The 17,221-nt window shown below is 62.8% G+C and carries 13 protein-coding genes; 4 read left to right on the plus strand and 9 right to left on the minus strand.

Annotation, left to right across the window (positions count from 1 at the left end; translation table 11 throughout):
- Positions 1 to 660: 660 nt before the first annotated feature.
- The 6 genes from nifJ to ACEXKH_RS05790 form a co-directional block, all read right to left on the minus strand.
- Positions 661 to 4,200 carry a pyruvate:ferredoxin (flavodoxin) oxidoreductase gene (nifJ, locus tag ACEXKH_RS05765; RefSeq protein WP_373573422.1) on the minus strand — a complete coding sequence of 1,180 codons (3,540 nt, stop codon included), beginning with the start codon at positions 4,198 to 4,200 and terminating at the stop codon, positions 661 to 663.
- Between the two features lie 479 nt (positions 4,201 to 4,679).
- Complete coding sequence (locus ACEXKH_RS05770; RefSeq protein ID WP_373573423.1) at positions 4,680 to 5,618, minus strand: FHA domain-containing protein; 939 nt, start codon at positions 5,616 to 5,618, stop codon at positions 4,680 to 4,682.
- A 3-nt stretch (positions 5,619 to 5,621) separates the two neighbouring features.
- The gene (locus ACEXKH_RS05775; RefSeq protein ID WP_373573424.1) at positions 5,622 to 7,463 is read right to left on the minus strand and encodes a serine/threonine protein kinase; all 1,842 of its coding nucleotides are present in this window, start codon (positions 7,461 to 7,463) and stop codon (positions 5,622 to 5,624) included.
- Positions 7,460 to 8,368, minus strand: coding sequence for a hypothetical protein (locus ACEXKH_RS05780; protein WP_373573425.1), 909 nt, complete (start codon positions 8,366 to 8,368; stop codon positions 7,460 to 7,462). The genes ACEXKH_RS05775 and ACEXKH_RS05780 overlap by 4 nt, the downstream gene beginning before the upstream one ends.
- A gap of 244 nt (positions 8,369 to 8,612) precedes the next feature.
- Entirely contained in the window at positions 8,613 to 9,209 is a 597-nt protein-coding gene (gene recR / locus ACEXKH_RS05785) for a recombination mediator RecR (RefSeq protein WP_006235173.1), read from the minus strand.
- A gap of 13 nt (positions 9,210 to 9,222) precedes the next feature.
- Positions 9,223 to 9,543, minus strand: coding sequence for a YbaB/EbfC family nucleoid-associated protein (locus ACEXKH_RS05790; RefSeq protein WP_006235174.1), 321 nt, complete (start codon positions 9,541 to 9,543; stop codon positions 9,223 to 9,225).
- Between the two features lie 340 nt (positions 9,544 to 9,883).
- On the opposite strand from ACEXKH_RS05790, the gene ACEXKH_RS05795 reads away from it, so the two are divergent.
- Positions 9,884 to 10,393: a hypothetical protein gene (locus tag ACEXKH_RS05795; RefSeq protein ID WP_373573426.1), complete on the plus strand. Its 510-nt coding sequence runs from the start codon at positions 9,884 to 9,886 to the stop codon at positions 10,391 to 10,393.
- Here the strand turns inward: ACEXKH_RS05795 and ACEXKH_RS05800 are convergent.
- From ACEXKH_RS05800 to dnaX, 3 genes are read right to left on the minus strand one after another with little or no spacing between them, the layout of a single operon-like run.
- On the minus strand, positions 10,384 to 10,719 hold the full coding sequence (locus tag ACEXKH_RS05800) for a DUF4160 domain-containing protein (protein ID WP_373573427.1): 336 nt from the start codon (positions 10,717 to 10,719) through the stop codon (positions 10,384 to 10,386). The two genes, ACEXKH_RS05795 and ACEXKH_RS05800, sit on opposite strands and share 10 nt — an antisense overlap.
- The gene (locus ACEXKH_RS05805; protein WP_373573428.1) at positions 10,649 to 10,909 is read right to left on the minus strand and encodes a hypothetical protein; all 261 of its coding nucleotides are present in this window, start codon (positions 10,907 to 10,909) and stop codon (positions 10,649 to 10,651) included. The genes ACEXKH_RS05800 and ACEXKH_RS05805 overlap by 71 nt, the downstream gene beginning before the upstream one ends.
- Positions 10,910 to 10,963: 54 nt before the next feature.
- The gene (dnaX, locus tag ACEXKH_RS05810) at positions 10,964 to 13,387 is read right to left on the minus strand and encodes a DNA polymerase III subunit gamma/tau (RefSeq protein ID WP_373573429.1); all 2,424 of its coding nucleotides are present in this window, start codon (positions 13,385 to 13,387) and stop codon (positions 10,964 to 10,966) included.
- 115 nt (positions 13,388 to 13,502) lie between these two features.
- Here dnaX and ACEXKH_RS05815 point away from each other — a divergent pair, with 115 nt between their 5' ends.
- From ACEXKH_RS05815 to ACEXKH_RS05825, 3 genes are all read left to right on the plus strand, one after another.
- Positions 13,503 to 14,219 (plus strand): hypothetical protein, encoded by a 717-nt coding sequence (locus ACEXKH_RS05815; protein WP_373573430.1) that lies wholly within the window; start codon positions 13,503 to 13,505, stop codon positions 14,217 to 14,219.
- Between the two features lie 141 nt (positions 14,220 to 14,360).
- Positions 14,361 to 16,214 carry a serine/threonine-protein kinase gene (locus ACEXKH_RS05820; protein WP_373573431.1) on the plus strand — a complete coding sequence of 618 codons (1,854 nt, stop codon included), beginning with the start codon at positions 14,361 to 14,363 and terminating at the stop codon, positions 16,212 to 16,214.
- Positions 16,211 to 17,221, plus strand: a complete 1,011-nt coding sequence (locus ACEXKH_RS05825; RefSeq protein WP_373573432.1) for an FhaA domain-containing protein — start codon at positions 16,211 to 16,213, stop codon at positions 17,219 to 17,221. Before ACEXKH_RS05820 ends, ACEXKH_RS05825 begins: the two co-directional genes overlap by 4 nt.

Here is a 17,221-nt window from a genome sequence, read left to right on the forward strand (position 1 = left end):
CTACAACCCATTAATAACCCGCGTCCGTGCAATACGCGAGTTTATTAAGGTTTATATTCTCTTTATCGCTCATTTTATTCATTTTGAAAATAGTTGAACGGTGAACGGTCGTTTTTATCCGCTCAGCGTAAAGAATGCCAGCTCAGATATGTTTACGCCATTTACGTGCGACTTTATTTAAATGGAGCGAGGATTAGGCTGGATTATGCAAACTATATCTTTGCTAAACACAAATCAGATAGCGCAAAATCTTACTCGCACTATACGAGATTCTATGCACTTATTGAACGAGTATGCAACCCTGCAATAACATGGCGTTTTTCATCCAACTTAAGGAATATAGATGAGCTCCGAAAAGGCAACCAGCCCCAAAGCACGGGGGCAAAAGACGGCAGCAACCCTGTCCTCCCCCGCATCCCAAAGCAGCGCGAGGTTTCGCGGCAAAGCCGCGAAACAGCGAAGGGGACGGAATACCCGACCAACTACGTCCTTCATTCAGCCCCACAATCCGAGGACGTAGTCGTAGCAGGATCTGAGGGCTGACCTTCGCGGACACTCCGCAGGACGAAAGAACCCCCGCCGCACGTAGTGCGCAGCGGGGGTTCTTTCATGTCCGAGGACGTCCGCGAAGGTCAGCCCTCAGATCCTGCGGTGGGAGACCTAGGCCTCGTTGTACACCGTCTTGAGCTTCAGCAGGTGAGCGTAGCGGTCCATGGCAGCCTGCTCGTTCTCCTTGAAGAGCTCCTCGGCGCGCTCGGGGAAGGAACGCGTCAGCGAAGCGTAACGGGCCTCGTTCATCAGGAACTCCTGATAACCGCCCGCGGGCTCCTTGGAATCGAGCGAGAACTTCTTGCCGGCAGCAGCCTCGGGGTTGAAGCGGAAGAGGTTCCAGTAACCGCACTCGACAGCCTTCTTCATCTCGGCCTGGCAGTTCTGCATGCCGCCCTTCTTGATGGAGTGCATCTCGCAGGGGCTGTAGCCGATGATGAGGGACGGGCCGTCGTAGGCCTCGGCCTCGTGGATGGCCTTGAGGGTCTGAGCCGGGTTGGCGCCCATGGCGACCTGCGCCACATAGACGTAGCCGTAGCTCATGGCAATCTCGGCCAGGGACTTCTTCTTGGTCACCTTACCGGCAGCGGCGAACTGAGCGACCTGGCCCAGGTTCGAGGCCTTGGAGGCCTGACCACCGGTGTTGGAGTAAACCTCGGTGTCGAAGACGAAGACGTTGATATTGTGGCCGGAAGCCAGGACGTGGTCCAGGCCACCGAAGCCGATGTCGTAGGCCCAACCGTCGCCACCGAAGACCCAGAAGGACTTCTTGGTGAGGTAGGCCTTGTCGGCGAGGATCGCCTTGGAAGCATCGCAGCCGCACTTCTCGAGCTCGGCAACGTAGGCAGCGGCAGCGGTCTTGGAAGCCTCGACATCGTTGACGGAGTCGAGCCAAGCCTGGCCGGCGGCCTTGAGCTCATCGGACGGACCGTCAGCGGCGATGATCTCCTGAGTAGCGGCGATCAGCTTGCGCTGAACGGCCTCGTAACCGACGGCCATGCCCAGACCGTGCTCGGCATTGTCCTCGAACAGGGAGTTGTTCCACGCCGGGCCGTGACCGTCCTTGTCCTTGCAGTAAGGAGCGGTGGCAGCGGGGTTGCCCCAAATGGAGGAGCAGCCGGTGGCGTTGGAGATGAACATACGGTCGCCGGCGACCTGGGTCACCAGACGTGCATAGGCGGTCTCGGCGCAGCCGGCGCAGGAGCCAGAGAACTCCAGGTAAGGCTGCTTAAACTGGCTGCCCTTGACGTTGGCCGCGATGAGCTCCTTCTTCTCGGAGACGTTCTCGACCATGTAGTCCCAAACGGGCTGCTGGTTCATCTCCTGCTCGGTGGGAACCATCTCGAGGGCGCCCTTGGGGCAGACCTTGACGCAGTTGGTGCAGCCCATGCAGTCGAGCGGGGACACGGCCATGGTGAACTTCATGCCCTTGGCCTTGGGACCCATGGCGTCGAGCGTGCGAGTAGCCTCGGGCGCGGCGGCAGCCTCGTCCTCGGTCATCGCGAACGGACGGATGGTGGCATGCGGGCACACATAGGCGCACTGGTTGCACTGGATGCACTTGGTCTCGTCCCAGTGGGGAACGACCACGGCGACGCCGCGCTTCTCGTATGCGGAGGCACCCAGCTCAAACTGGCCGTCGGCGCAATCGACAAAGGCGGAAACGGGCAGGCTGTCGCCATCCATGCGATCGATGGGCTCGAGCAGGTTCTTGACCTGCTGGGCGATGGCGGACTTGGTCTCCTCGGAGAGCTCGACGGGGGCGGCATCCTCGGCAGTTGCCCAGTCGGCCGGAACCTCGAACTTGCGGAAGGCGGTAGCGCCGGCATCGATAGCCTTGTGGTTGGCGTCGACGATGGCCTGGCCCTTCTTCATGTAGGACTTGGTGGCCGCGTCCTTCATGTACTGCAGGGCGTCCTCGGCGGGCAGGACCTTGGCCAGTGCGAAGAAGGCGGACTGGAGCACCGTGTTGGTGCGCTTGCCCATGCCGACCTTGGCAGCCAGGTCGATAGCGTCGATCAGGTAGACGTTGACGTTGTTGTTCGCGATGTAGCGCTTGGCCACGGCGGGCATGTGCTCGGCGAACTCCTCGTCGCTCCACTGGCAGTTGACCAGGAAGGTGCCGCCCGGCTTGACGTCGCGGACCATCTTGAAGCCCTTGACGATGTAGCTGGGGTTGTGGCAGGCGACAAAGTCGGCCTTGGTCACGTAGTACGGCGAGCGGATCGGAGAATCACCAAAGCGCAGGTGCGAGACGGTGACGCCGCCGGTCTTCTTGGAGTCGTACTGGAAGTAGGCCTGAACGTACTTGTCGGTGTGGTCGCCGATGATCTTGATCGAGTTCTTGTTGGCGCCGACGGTACCGTCGCCACCCAGACCCCAGAACTTGCACTCGATGGTGCCGGGGGCTGCGGTGTTGGGCGCATCCTCGGCCTCGGGCAGGCTCAGGTTGGTCACGTCATCGACAATGCCGATGGTGAACTCGCGCTTGGGCTCGTCCTTCTTAAGCTCCTCGAAGACAGCAAACGCGGACGCGGGAGGCGTGTCCTTGCTGCCCAGGCCGTAACGGCCGCCGACGACCTTGATGCCCGTCTTGCCGGCCTCGTAGAGAGCGGAGACGACGTCCTGGTAGAGCGGCTCGCCGATGGAACCCGGCTCCTTGGTGCGGTCCATGACGGCGATCTTTTTGACGGTCTCGGGGAGAACGTCGACAAAGTGCTTGATGGAGAACGGACGGAACAGGCGAACCTTGACCAGGCCGACCTTCTCGCCGTGAGCGTTGAGGTAGTCGATGACTTCCTCGAGCACGTCGCAGAAGGAGCCCATGCACACGACGACACGATCGGCATCGGGAGCGCCGTAGTAGTTGAACAGGCCGTAATCGGTGCCGAGCTTTTCGTTGATCTTCTTCATGTAGCCCTCGACGACGGCGGGAAGCTCGTCGTAGACCTTGTTGCAGGCCTCGCGGTTCTGGAAGAAGATGTCGCCGTTCTCGTGGCTGCCGCGGGTATGCGGGTGCTCAGGGTTGAGCGCGTGATCGCGGAAAGCCTGGACGGCGTCCATGTCGCACATCTCGGCCAGATCCTTGTAGTCCCACATGGCGACCTTCTGGATCTCGTGGCTGGTGCGGAAGCCGTCGAAGAAGTTAAGGAACGGGGTCTTGCCCTCGATGGCGGCAAGGTGAGCCACCGGCGAAAGGTCCATGACCTCCTGGACGTTGCCCTCGGCAAGCATGGCGAAACCGGTCTGGCGGCAGGCCATGACGTCGGAATGATCGCCAAAGATGTTCAGGGCGTGGGAAGCGACGCAACGCGCGGAGACGTGGAAGACGCCCGGGAGCTGCTCGCCCGCGATTTTGTACATGTTCGGGATCATCAGGAGCAGGCCCTGAGAAGCCGTGTAGGTGGTGGTCAGAGCACCGGCGCCCAGCGAACCGTGAACGGTACCGGCTGCACCTGCCTCGGACTCCATCTCGACGACCTTGACCGGGGTGCCGAAGATGTTCTTGCGACCCTGGGCCGCCCACTGGTCGACATGGTCGGCCATCGGGCTGGACGGCGTAATGGGATAAATTCCCGCTACCTCGGTGTACGCATACGAAACATATGCGGCCGCCTCGTTGCCGTCCATAGACTTAAACTTACGCGCCATATACCCCTCTCCTCTCATATAGGTATACAGGCCCCGGCGATCGCCGGGATGTTGGCGTGATGGGATTTTCGCTGTTGCTTCCAATCATCTGGCAGGCGAACTCAGCAGCAGGTACATGGCGTGGAGAGAAGGCATGCCGAGGCGAGGAGGGCTGCACGCGCTCCACAGGCCCAGCTACCCGTCTTGCACATGACCGAGCGCCGCAAAGGCCGCATGCCGGATGCTCCCGGGCACGCCCCGGCGATGGGAAGCGCCCGCAACGGAAATCCGCATGCGGGTTTATTGTACCCCGCCGTCAAGTGTAATTTCGGCAAATATAGGTGGCCGGTAAAGGTTTACCTCGGGTGACTATTGTGCGCCCGGCACCGACGGGCACAGTCCCCTGGAACCCCACAGCAGTTGCGGTGAAATAGGGAGTGTTTTTGCTGTTAACGGCCTTAATCAGTCCCTATTTCACCGCAACTCATTGAGGGGATGAGTTAGAGGGCGCCGAGGAGGATGGCGTAGGTGGTGGATTCGCCGAGTTTGAGCTCGTCGCCGGGGTTGAGCTGGGCGGAGCGACCGGGCTCTACTTGAACACACACACTCGTGGCCCCGTTTACCACCACGGTGCCGTTGGTGGACGCCAGGTCCTCGACAAACCATGTGCCAGAATCATCGCACCAGATATGGGCATGGCGGGCCGAGACGTCGTCGCCGACGTCGGTGATGTCGCCCTCCCCCGTGGCCAGCGCGCCGATCTCGACGCCCTCCTCGCTCGGTTGAATCCAGCGCGGGGCGCTCACCACGTAGCCGTTTTGCACGCGCAGCAGTCCCAGCGGATGCGCCGGCGAAGCCTCGTGCTCGCCCGCGACCGAAGATGTGCTCAGCGAGCGCGGCGTCGACGTGGCGCCGCCACAGGTCGCATGAGCGTAGTCGATGGCATAGGTCACCGACGAGCGGACATCTGCCGAACAGCCTACGGCGACGAACAGCACCAGGATGGCCTCGGCGCGCTCGGCGGGCATGAGCTCAGCCGCCTGCGACAGGCGCTCGAGCGCATTGCGATAGAGATTCGTGTCCTGATGGCATTCCTCGAGTGCCCGCACCATGGGCTCGCCAGCCGGACCGCACACCATATTGGTCACGGCCGCGGCGTCCATGGGATTGCGACGGCGCAGGGCCAGCTGCGACATAATGCGCGCGGCCGAGGTGCCGTAATCGGCAAAATAACGTTCCTGCAGCGTGCCGACCGGCGCGCGCACGATAAAGCGCGAAACCCAGGAGCGATCGGCGGCACGGCTCTGCGGACTACGGCCGTCGGCGAGCGGGCGGCTCGAGAGCACCAGGCCGCACAGTTCGATATGGCTCAGGTGCGCTGCGCGCTTAAAGATGTCAAACATTGCCCCGCACGGGGTGAGCTCAGCTTGAGAAGCCATGGCTTAGCCCTCCTTGGTCGCAGAGATAGTGTCGGATACTTCGGCCGGCCCGCCAAAGGCGCGGGCAGCCGCGGCTCCGCCGGCAAGCGGCGTCGCCATGGGAATTTTCGCACGTCGTGCTGACACGACGGGAAGCTCAAAGGCAAACCCCATCGCCAGCAAAAACCACGTGAGCGCATAGGTTGCAATTATGGCGGCCACCAGGCCACCCGCCACGGCATGCTGGGAAAACACAGCGCATGCAAGTGCGGCCAGAGCCGGGACCTCGCAGGCGGAAAGGGCCAACACGCCCTGCAGGAATCCCGCACGGCGATCGCGCGCCAAGGCCCCGGCGGCAATGCCCGCCACGCCCGGCAGCGCCAACGCCAGCGCGGCGATAATGGCCGGCAGCTTCCCGGACCACATAAGCGGTCCCACGACGAGCGTCACATGGGCGCCCGACGCCAACAGTGCCGTTGATACCACGACCACAGCCCAAAGCACGCCGCATACCACCGTCGACGCAATCATCGCCGCGCGCCGGGCTGTGTGCCCCGATACCTCCATCGGGCACGGCATGAGCGGCTCGGCGCGAAGCGAGCGGGCGACATTTTGCGCATAGTGGTCGCAAAATGCCGAGAGCGCCGCCTCCACCGCAGCCGGCTCGGGACGATCTTCCTGATGGCAGGACAGGCAGGCCATCACCACATCGAACAGCTGAGCGTCGACAAACGCCAGCGCATCGCGCAGATCCTCGGAATTTGGATCGAGCCCCAGTTGCTGAGCCTGCTCGGCCGCGGCAAGTGCCACATCGGGCTCGCGTCGCAGCAGTTGCGTCAAGTCGCAGCCGGGCGCGTGGGCGCCGACGGGATAATCGGGCAGCGTATCCATCTTGAGGCGATAAGGGCTGGCGATATCGCGCGTCTTTTCGCGCGATCCCGAAGTACCCGACGCACCCGGCGCTACTTCGTACGGCGCGACACCGGCGATGAGCTCGTAGACCGTACTCGCCGCCGCATAGACATCGATTGCCGACGACATGCGAAGCATGCGCAGGTCGGGAATATCGTCGGTGAGCATCTCGGGCGGGGCGTAGGCCACCGTCGCGCGACGCAACGTGGCATAGCGCTCGGTAAACGACGCCTTGCCGCCGGTACCGGCCACCGCAGAGGCGGGCTCGAGCGCCAGCGACGAGCCAAAGTCGATCAAGCACAGGTCGAAGGTGCCTTCGGCAAGCTGTCGGTCGAGCGGCAGGCGCGCCGTGCGCACCATAATATTAGAGGGCGAGATATCGCGATGGACGAACCCCTCGCCTACCAAGCTCATGCGGCAGAGCAGATCGAACAGGTCGCGACCCAGACGCGCCGCCACGAGCGGCGACAGACGCCCGGCATCGTCCACGGCAAGGCGCGAGCGCAGGCGAGCGAGCGTCTCGCCCTCGACCCACTCCATGACAATCGCGGGCACGCCATCGACCTCGCCCCACCCGTATAGGCGGGGAAAGCCCTTAAGGCCCGAAAGGGCACGATGGCATTCATATTCCTCGCGAAACGCCGCCTTGAACTTGGTGACCAGCGCCTCGTGGGCGACATCGTCATCAAATTCGTCGCGCGCCGGCAAGATGAGCTGCTTGAGCGCCACGGCCTCGCCCTGGGCGTTGACGGCACGCGTCACACGGCCGATACCGCCGCGGCGCATGGTGGCATCATCGGCAAACAGCATCGTAAAACGGCGCAGGTAGGCGGGAAGCTCGTCCGTGCCCAGGGCGACGGCCGGCTCAAACCCGTCGACGCGCGCCAGGCGCAGGCCCACCATGGGATCACGGTTGAGCGACTGGGCTGCCGTAGAAGCGAGGTCGTTCGTCATAGGGCGATCGCCGCCACATTGTTATTGAAATTACTGAGCGCGACGTCGTCGTTGCCGTAGTGCCCAACCCATTGACACAGGTTGGTATAGCAGCCCCACAGATTGGCATACTGCCGATACCATTTTGATTTGGTCGAAAACCTTTGTCGGCCGAACTCGGCGCGGATAACAAACATGTCATTCGCCAGGGTGTCGCACGGTCCGGTATCGCCCGTAGCGTTATAGGTCGAAACCACGCTATTGGCGCGGGCGACATAGCCATCGAGCATGTTGTATTTGGTCACGAGCCAGCTGTGGATACTCTCCTCCTCGGCAGCCGAGAGGCCACCCGAGCCCGTGTCGCCGCCGGCGCCGCCATCCGTCGAGCCACCACTCGAAGATCCACCGCCAGAGGCGGAGCCCGAACCGGAACCGCCGTCCGAGCCCGCCGAACCGGTGCCAGAACCGGACCCGTCCGAGCCGCCGGGCTTACCCGCCTGCTGCGTATCCTGCTCCTTCTGCTGCTCTGCCTTGTTAACGACAGAAGCCACGCTGTTATTGGAAAGCTTCGTGATGATCTTGGTGTTGGTGAGCACGATGGTCTTGCCGTTTGCCAGCGTAACCTCGTTGTCCGATGTTTCGGGACTGTCCGCATCGTCGCCACCGAACACAACATGCGAGACCACACTCGCCCACGCATATCCAGTTGTCGTTCCCAAGTCGCTTTTGGCCTTGCGCCCAATATGCAGCTCGCGCGCAGCATGCGCCTGCACCATGGACGGCACCGTCATGCCATAAGCCGAAACACCGGCTATGACCAGCACGAGCGAGCAAGACAGCAGCACATACGCCCGAGGCGCCAGCCCCAACCGGCGTCGCATGCGCACCGCGGCGCCACGCTTTGTCTGAGTGCCCCCGGGCCGCATGCGTTCTCCTCCAACAAAAACACGCCGCTTAAAAGCGGCGCATTCTTTCATATCCACATTTCGAGTGTATCAGCGAACCCAAAAGGTTGCGCAACGAATGGGCAAATACGAGGTGCGAGCGGACCCATCCACGCGATAAGCGGATGAAAAGCAGGTTTGTTGCACAACAAATAAATGAACGCGCGCCCAATTATGAGTGCCCCGTGCGGCAGGCCGACGGAACATGCCGCGGAGCTGACACCGCCTAGATCGCGCGGCGGGCCTCGATAGCGCGGCCAAGCGTAAGCTCGTCGGCATACTCCAAGTCGCCGCCCACGGGAAGGCCGCTCGCAAGACGCGATACCTCAACGCCCAATGGCTTGATGGTGCGAGCAAGGTAGCTCGCCGTGGTCTCGCCCTCAATGTTGGGATTGGTGGCGATAATGACCTCGTGGATGTCCTCGTGGCCCAGGCGCGCCAGCAGCTCGCGGATATGCAGCTGCTCGGGACCGATCTTGTCCATGGGGCTGATCACGCCGCCCAGCACATGGTACAGGCCATGGTAGCTGCCCGTACGCTCAATCGCCTGGACGTCGCGCGGCTCGCCCACCACGCAAATGCGAGTGGTATCGCGCATCGGGTCCTGGCAGATGGAGCACTCGTCGGCCGTGGCGTAGTTAAAGCAACGGCTACAAAAGTGGACCTCCTGCTTGACCTCCAGGATGGCCTCGGCCAGGCGGCGGGCCTCCTCGGCATCGGCCTCGAGCAGGTAATAGGCTATGCGCTGGGCCGACTTGGGACCAATGCCCGGCAGACGGCCCAGCTCATCGAGCAGTTTTTGCAGACTGTGATTCGCACTCATATATATGCGTGTCTTAGAACGGCATGCCCGGGATGTTGAGGCCGCCGGTGATGGCGCCCATCTGCTTGTTGGCGAGCTCGTTGACGCCGCGGACGGCCTCGTTGACAGCAGCCATGATCATGTCCTGCAGCATATCGACGTCCTCGGGATCGAGGGCATCGGGATCGATGGTGAGGTTGACGAGCTCCATCTCGCCGTTGACGGTCACCTTGACCATGCCGCCGCCGGCAGAGGCGTCGACGGTCTGGGACTTGAGGTTCTCCTGCGCGGCGGCAAGCTGCTCCTGCATCTTGCGAGCCTGCTTCATCATCTGCTGCATGTTCATACCGGCCATAATGGCTCCTTTGCGTGCGGCCGCGCAACGAGCTGCAAGGGCAGCCGGGACGCGGCGGGACTTTCAAACTCAAAAATCGTACCACGGCGCGCGGCCAGCGAGCGGGGCAGACACGCTACCTCAGTCGATATACATGCCCTGGAGTGCAAGCCGCACCCAAAGATTATGCAAAGTTGAATAATTCGCGTCTGCATAATATCGAAAGCTAAATCTTGTGGAGCCGGAATCCAACATTTTATGCGTACCACTAAATGGCTAAATGCCGAACCGCTGCTCGAGGTGGCGCGCATGACGGCAGGGTATAATTTGATTGTCACAGACAGCAATTTGGAGGTGCCCCATGAACGCCCCCGACGTGCTCCAAAACATCCGCTCAAAACACCCCGTTGCATATGTGGTTCTCTATCTCTTTGTCGGCTGGGCATTGCTGGTTGTCATCACCCATGTCATAGCCTTTGGAGCAGAACTGCTGGTAGCCAGCTCGGACCAGCCCGTCGTCAAATGGGAAGCGACCGATGAGTGCACCGATGGAACCCGAACTGTTTACTACAACAGCCCGTCCCTCTACCAAGAGTTCAAGGTCAAGATAAAGGACTTCAAGATTGTCGATGCCAAACCGGGCTCTTTATTTACAATCGGGGCAACCATCAACGCCGAGCAAGTCGAGTACACGGACAGCCACGCGACGTATCGCATCGACCTCAGCATCCTAGGCCGACCGTCACGCACCTGTCTGCTCGAATGCGATATACGCGACACCACACTACACATGTCCGAAATACAGATGTGCCCGGACAAAACCCCTGAAGAGCTAGGAGTCCTAAGCCCGGCGAGCGATTCTCAGCAGTAGAACGATAGCCCGCCGGTTGTTTCTTTCCAACGTTTGCAAATCAGCGCATGGTTAGATGAAACAAACTGCATGATATCGCGTAAATCCCGAGCAGGAATATCGCCCTTGTTATGGGCCAGCTTGCATCCGCCGGAGCGAGTAAGCCATATCTTGGTCGCCTCGGCAGTGGGGCGCTTGACCGCTATATGAACATGGACGGGTTCACCGTTCTCCCCTGTCCAGAAAAAGATGACGTACGGCCCGAGTCGGAAGAGACTAGGCATAGACTCGTCCGCCTTCGTAAGCAAAACGCAAGATAAGCGGGGCGTTATTACGCACAAAATCATCGAGTTCTTTGAGGTCCGCTTCGCTAAAGCCCTCGTGCGACACCCAATTGAATGCCGGCAAGATACATTCCGCCGTGTCAAAGCCCCAATCGCGTGGGCGCTCCACAACGATCTTCACCGTGTTGTCCTCGCGGACTTCGGAATACGAGATTTGCGTATCGTCCTCAAGACGGACATATTCCCACATCATAAGCTCGCTCCGTTCAAAGAGATCTCTTCTTGAGCAGTATACCCGCCCGCGCAGCTACTCCACCGGTTTGAAGATGGTGGACTGGCCGAAGACACTGCGGATGAGGGCTTTGGCCTCGTCCTCGGTCTGCGGAATGCTTGGAGCTGCGCCTTGATGGCCGAAGGGGCTGCCCGCGCCGGGGTTGGACTCCCAGGGAGCCACAGGAGCGTCCTGATCTTTGGGGACAGTTGCAGCGGGCTTGGACGCGGGCGCCGCACCCGGCACGTCGAACGGGGGCAGATCGTCCCCGCCGGCATCGACAGCAAAACCGCCGACCATGGCGTCGTCATAGGGCACCTGCTCGGATTCCCACGGCGCAGACGGCGCGGCGGGCTGAGCCTTGGGGGCGGACGCGCGCTCGGGCGCTCGGGGTGCAGGCTCGGTCGGGAGCTTGCCCGTGGCAGGAGCGCCAGCGGGGTTGTCGGAGCGCAGCCAGGGGGCCTTGGCCAGGTCGGATGACTTGGGCGCAGGCGCGGCGGCGGGCTTGGGCGCGGGAACCGGAGCAGCCGGTTTGGGCGCAACGGGTTCAGGCGCCGACGGGGTCGGTGCCGCTACCGGTGCCGCTTTTGGCTGCGTCGCGCTGACGCTCGAGGATGCAGGGGCCGCCGAGGACACGGGTTGCGGGTCCGCAGATGCCGCAGCCCGTGCAGATGGAGAATGCTCCTCATGTTGAGGAGCCGGCGTGCCACCCCCATCCAAGACATAGTCGACGGTACGACGACCGAAGACCGCACTGACTGTCGGCAGGACTACCGACTGCGTGTCGGCGCGTCCGAGCATCTTGATGGCAAAGGTCGAGCCCGCGGGGAACGAAACCGTGAGCTTGGAGCCGTCATCTGCTGTGGCGCGGGCGTTGAGCAAAAGCCCTGCGTAGGAGGCCTGACGAGCCTTGACGCGTTCGACGACCTCGGCCCATTTGCGCTGGAGCTCACCGGCATCCTCGACCGCGGGGGTCTCGGCGGCGCCGGCGGCAGCAACCCGAGCGGCAGTGTTGGGCTTGGACACCGGCACGGTCGATGCAGCAGGCGCGGGAGCCGGAGCCGTGGACTTGGGCGCAGGCTGGGCTGCCGGAACAGCAGCGCCGCGGTCCCAAGGCATGCCACCCTGATGCGCGGACGTAGCAGCGGGTGCGGCGGTCGCCGCAGGAGTAGCAGCTCGGGCACCCGAGATCAGCGTCGGTTGTTGTGTCGGCGCGGGTGCAGCCGCGACAGCCGCAGGCGCACTCGCTTGAGCAGCAGCCACGCTCGCCGGCACGGCGCCGTTGGCAACCATGGCCTCCAGACGCGCCACGCGCTCGGCCAGAGCCTCAATGGTCAGATCGGCCTCGGGACGTGCCAGACGCGTGCAGGCGATCTCGAGCACCAGGCGCACATCGCTCGCACCCCTCATCTCCAAGGCGGCATCGTCGAGCACCGTCAGCACGCGGGCCAGACGGTCGGCAGGATGCTCGCCAAAGGCAGCGGCCTCGGCAGCGAGTGCCTCGGCCTGCTCGGCACCGCCCTCAAACAACTCGGCACGGGCACCGGCAACGCAGGCAACATACACATCGCGCACATGCGCCACCAGGTCGCGCGTCAGCTCAAGCAGGTCATTACCTTCCTCGACCTGTGCGCGAATAAGCCCATACAGCTCGGCGACATCACGATCAGCAATGGCGCGCGCAAACTCGCCCAGAATCTGGTCCGAAACTTCGCCCAAAAGCGAGCGGGCATCGTCCGCATGCACGGTGCCGTTGCCGAAGACGCTCAGCTGCTCCAGCGTGGAGAGCGCGTCGCGCATGCCGCCCTTGGCATGGCGAGCCACGATGGCAAGCGCCTCGTCGTCGTAGTCGAAGCCCTCCTGCTCGCACACGTATGCCAGACGGCGCTCGATATCCTCGTTACCGATGCGGTGGAAATCGAAGCGCTGGCAGCGCGAGAGGATTGTCTCCAGAATCTTTTGCGGGTCGGTGGTGCACAGCACAAAGATCACGTGCGCCGGCGGCTCCTCGAGCGTCTTGAGCAGCGCGTTAAACGCCGCCGTCGTGAGCATGTGGACCTCGTCGATGATATAGATCTTGTACTTGCCGCGCACCGGGGCAAAGTTAACGGAGTTGATGATCTCCTCGCGCACATTGTCTACGCCGGTACGGCTTGCGGCATCGAGCTCGTAGACGTCTGGGTGGTTGCCCTCGGCGATGAGCTCGCATTCCTCACAGGTGCCGTCGGGCATGCAGCCGCTCGCACCCTCGCCGCGCGCCGCCTCGGCATTGCGGCAGAGCAGCGCCTTGGCTAGAATACGCGCCATGGTGGTCTTGCCCGTGCCGCGCGGACCGCAAAACAGGTACGCGTGGGACAGGCGCCCCTCGGTAATGGCGTGTTCGAGCGTCGAGACGATATGTTGCTGGCCCACCACGGAGTCGAAGGTGAGCGGGCGATACTTTCGATACAACGATTCCATGGGTGCTCCCCCGGGTATACTGAGTCTTGTTGCCGCGGCGGCCATGCGGTCGCACGGCATACTGCATCCATAATAACCCGTACGGCGAGCCCGCCGCGATAGGAGTCCAAAGAGCATGGCAGACGCAGAGCCCAACCTCGTCCCCTCCGAAGCAGCCGACCAGGTCGAGGTCGCGCTCGAGACGCAGGCAGCAGCCGATGACGGCATCCTGTACCTCAACGAGTATCAGTACGAAAACGACCTCGTCACCGACTTCGCGCGCCTGGTCGCCTCGCCCAGGCGCCGTGGCTCCCTGTACGTCGCCGCTGGGATTGCCGCGCTCATCGGCATCGGCATGCTGGTGGCCGGCGGCAACTGGATCAAGTTCGGCGTCGTCCTGATCGTATTCGGCGCCTTTTTGGCCTGGTGGAGCAAAAATCTGCACCATACGCTCGCACGCGACTTTATCGAAGCCGTCGAGGCCGACGAGTCCATGGGCGGCCGCTACCGCCGCGTCGCCGCCAACGAGGACGGCCTGATGGTCTGGGGCAAGAGCGGCAAGTCGCAGTTCTTCCCGTTTGAGAAGCTCGACCACGTACTCGACGGCGAGCGCATCTTTGTGGCCATGTTCGCCGACCAGGGCGTGACGATTCCTAAGGACACCTTTGTACGTGGTGATGCCGAGCAGTTTGGCTCCTTCCTCAAAGCGCGCATCAACAAAAAACTGCGCATCGAGACCAAACGCAAGAAGATGAAGGCCGAAAAGGCCGCTGCCAAAGCCAAACAGGGCGACCAGCCCAAAAAGGACGCTCCCAGGCAACGTAAGCAGAAGAAGAACAAGAAGAAGCGCTAAGGCCAAGTCAGACAGGCCACCTCGCCCCGCTACCTTCACCATGCGCCCGAGCGTGCTAAACTAGCAGCATCTATGCCACCGCGAACGGCTTGACTCCGGCCCGCCGCTCGCAAACGAACTTTAAACGCACGAGGGTTGGCCATGCCGCTTTTCTCGCAACATACCGCCCGGTTCTCGCCGGACGCTCCCTTGGAGGGCACCAGCTCTCGCGAGCTGCTCAAGCGGTACCAGCCGCTCGAGACGCTTGCGACCGGCGGTTTTGGCTCCATCGAGATTTGCCGCGACACGCACCTGCGCCGTCGCGTCGCCATTAAGCGCATCCCCCTTATCAACGGTGCCGGCATGCCCGCCAGCGACATCATGGATGTCCTGCGCGAGGCGCACACTGCCGCCATGCTTCAACATCCCAATATCGTGCAGGTTATCGACTTTACGCACGATACCGCCTATGCCTACCTGGTCATGGAGTATGTCGACGGCATGTCCCTAGCCGAGTTTTTGCATCGCGTGGACGGCCATTCGCTCACCTTTGACGAGGCCGCGGCCATTGCCGACGCGCTGGGCCAGGCGCTCACCTTCGCCCATAGCAACGGCGTGCTCCACCTGGATATTAAGCCCGCCAACGTGCTCATCGACCACTCGGGCAATGTTAAGCTCACCGACTTTGGCATGGCGCGGCTGTCGTCTGCCGGCGGCTTTGGCGGCTCGCGCGGCGGCACCATCGGCTACATGCCACCCGAGCAGCTCGACATCGAGACTGGCACGGTTGACGAGCGCGCCGATGTCTTTGCCCTCGCCTGCGTGATCTACGAGGGCCTGTGCGGCAGCGCTCCCTTTATGGCCGCCACGCCCGGCGACTCGCTCGGCCGCATCATCGGCGGTGCCACCTACCCCAGCGAGCTCATCCCGCACTTTCCCCCAGGAGCCGAGGCTGCGCTCATGAGCGCCCTCTCCCCCATGCCGCAAGACCGCCCCAGCAGCATCGAGGCATTTTGCGACCAGCTGCTCGCCGGCTTGGGCAGCGTGCGCGAGGGCCGTCGCAGCCTGGAGCAGATGGTGGGCGAGCTGTCGGATGACGAGCACGCGGCAGACGATATCGAATCGTTGCCCTATGAGGACGACACCATCGAGGTCGACCCCGCGCTTGGTTGGGCCGGCACGCGCTGGAGCCACGCGCGCGATTACACCATGCGCGCCATCTCGGCGCTAACGTGTGGTGCCTTTAGCTTTTTGATCATGCAGACGGCTGGCGTCGCGGCGCTTCCCGGACTTATTGCCGCGGCCATCGCGATTGGGGCGGCCGCCGGCCTGGCCCCGCAGATTGGCTCGGCTATCTCGGCCGTGGGCTTTTTGGTACTTATGGCTAACGCCACCATGCAGGCGCAGGGCATCCTGTCGATGCTGCCCGTCGCGGTGCTCTTTGCCGCCACCATGTCCGGTTGGTGGATCGCCTGGGGCCGCACCGAAGCCGCCGCGAGCGCAGCGCTCACCTGCGCGGTGGCACTTGGCTGTCTAACGGGCGACGTCCTCCTTGCCGCCGGGGTCGCCGCCGGCATCGCGGCCTTTTGGCTCGGCCCGGCAAGCGCCGCGGCCGCCACGGGAATGGGCGCGCTTTTTGGCCGCCTGGCTACGGTTGCGCTTTCTGCCGGAGGCGTGCTGGGGCTCGGCAATGTTGCCGCAGCGCTGGGAGACATGCTCTTCTGGGCTGCCGTTGTGCTCGTCGCGACGACAGCTGCATTGACATCTCTGCTGCTCAACGCCCATGCCAAGCGTGCTGAGCAGGGCTCGAACCTGACTGCAATCGCTGCCATCGCCGGCTGCGGAATAGGCTCCGCAACGTCGCTCTGTCTTGCACACCATATGGAAATTGCCAGCCTTGCGGCCGCGGTCGTCGTCAAGGCGGCGGTTGCGGGAACCCTATCCTCTATAATCGTTGGGATATGCCTATATTTGCTCGGATACCAAAGAACCTATACGGAGAGTGATCTTTCGTGAACTTCCTGAACATCTTCGAGGACCACGTGGCCGGCATCTTCGGTGCCACCCGTGCCCCGTTCTCCTTTAAGAAGCTTGCCAAGCAGGCCGCTCGCGACATGGAGGATCAGACTCTGGTGATCAACGGCGTCAACACCGCGCCGGCACTCTATACCATCCTGATCGCCGCCGACGACGATCCCATGCTCGCCCCGTTCTACCCCGAGCTTTCGCGCGAAGTCCGCGAGTTTGTGAAGGCACAGGCCGAAAAGCGCCGCTATGTGTTTGTCGGCGAGCCCCTCGTTCGCTTTATGATCGACCCGCAGCTGCGTGCCGGTAAGTTCTCGGTCTTTGCCGAGAACGTCGACGCCCCCACGCTCGGTCGTCTGTACGAGGAGGAGCGCGCCTACCAGAATGGCCTGGGCCAGAACAACTCGGCCGCAAGCCGCGCTGCCAGTGCTCCCCGCGCCGGCAAGCAGCAATTCGCCGCTCCGCAGCGACAGCACCCCGCCGCCATGCCCCAGCAGCCGGCGCCCCGTGCCGCCGCTCCCGACCCGCTCGCCGTGGCCGATCCCTTTGCGCCCAACGTCCCCGACCCCGCCGCAGCGCCCATCCCCGTGCCGCAGACCGTCTCTCGTGACGCCCTCGCCGGTATGGGCGGAGCCGCCGCGACCGGCGCCGCCGTGGGCCTTGGCGCCGCGGCCGGTATTGCCTCCAACATGGCGAGCACCCGCGCCCCGCAGCGCCCGCTCGCCCAGCTCGTCGACGTCGTGAGCGGCGAGAGCCACAGCATCACTTCCGCGCAGGTGACCATCGGTCGCGAGCGCTCGGTTTCGGACATCGCCCTGCGCGACCCCAACGTGTCGCGCCGCCACGCCCAGCTCACCTTTACCGGATCGGACTGGTCGATCGAAGACCTCAACTCCACCAACGGCACGCTCGTCAACAACCGCCGCATCACGCGCTGCCCGCTGCGCAACGGCGACCTGCTGACGTTTGGCCTAAGCACCTTTGAATTTAGGGGATAG

This window comes from Collinsella aerofaciens ATCC 25986, from assembly GCF_964259375.1.
Classification (GTDB): Bacteria; Actinomycetota; Coriobacteriia; order Coriobacteriales; family Coriobacteriaceae; genus Collinsella; species Collinsella aerofaciens_BO.

Excerpts from the sequence above, each read along its gene's own strand:
- ACEXKH_RS05815 (WP_373573430.1), top strand. The coding sequence starts at position 13,503 with ATGGCAGACGCAGAGCCCAACCTCGTCCCCTCCGAAGCAGCCGACCAG.
- ACEXKH_RS05795 (WP_373573426.1), top strand. The coding sequence starts at position 9,884 with ATGAACGCCCCCGACGTGCTCCAAAACATCCGCTCAAAACACCCCGTT.
- ACEXKH_RS05805 (WP_373573428.1), bottom strand. The coding sequence starts at position 10,909 with ATGATGTGGGAATATGTCCGTCTTGAGGACGATACGCAAATCTCGTAT.
- nifJ (WP_373573422.1), bottom strand. The coding sequence starts at position 4,200 with ATGGCGCGTAAGTTTAAGTCTATGGACGGCAACGAGGCGGCCGCATAT.
- ACEXKH_RS05775 (WP_373573424.1), bottom strand. The coding sequence starts at position 7,463 with ATGACGAACGACCTCGCTTCTACGGCAGCCCAGTCGCTCAACCGTGAT.
- ACEXKH_RS05820 (WP_373573431.1), top strand. The coding sequence starts at position 14,361 with ATGCCGCTTTTCTCGCAACATACCGCCCGGTTCTCGCCGGACGCTCCC.
- recR (WP_006235173.1), bottom strand. The coding sequence starts at position 9,209 with ATGAGTGCGAATCACAGTCTGCAAAAACTGCTCGATGAGCTGGGCCGT.
- ACEXKH_RS05800 (WP_373573427.1), bottom strand. The coding sequence starts at position 10,719 with ATGATTTTGTGCGTAATAACGCCCCGCTTATCTTGCGTTTTGCTTACG.
- ACEXKH_RS05790 (WP_006235174.1), bottom strand. The coding sequence starts at position 9,543 with ATGGCCGGTATGAACATGCAGCAGATGATGAAGCAGGCTCGCAAGATG.
- dnaX (WP_373573429.1), bottom strand. The coding sequence starts at position 13,387 with ATGGAATCGTTGTATCGAAAGTATCGCCCGCTCACCTTCGACTCCGTG.
- ACEXKH_RS05780 (WP_373573425.1), bottom strand. The coding sequence starts at position 8,368 with ATGCGGCCCGGGGGCACTCAGACAAAGCGTGGCGCCGCGGTGCGCATG.
- ACEXKH_RS05770 (WP_373573423.1), bottom strand. The coding sequence starts at position 5,618 with ATGGCTTCTCAAGCTGAGCTCACCCCGTGCGGGGCAATGTTTGACATC.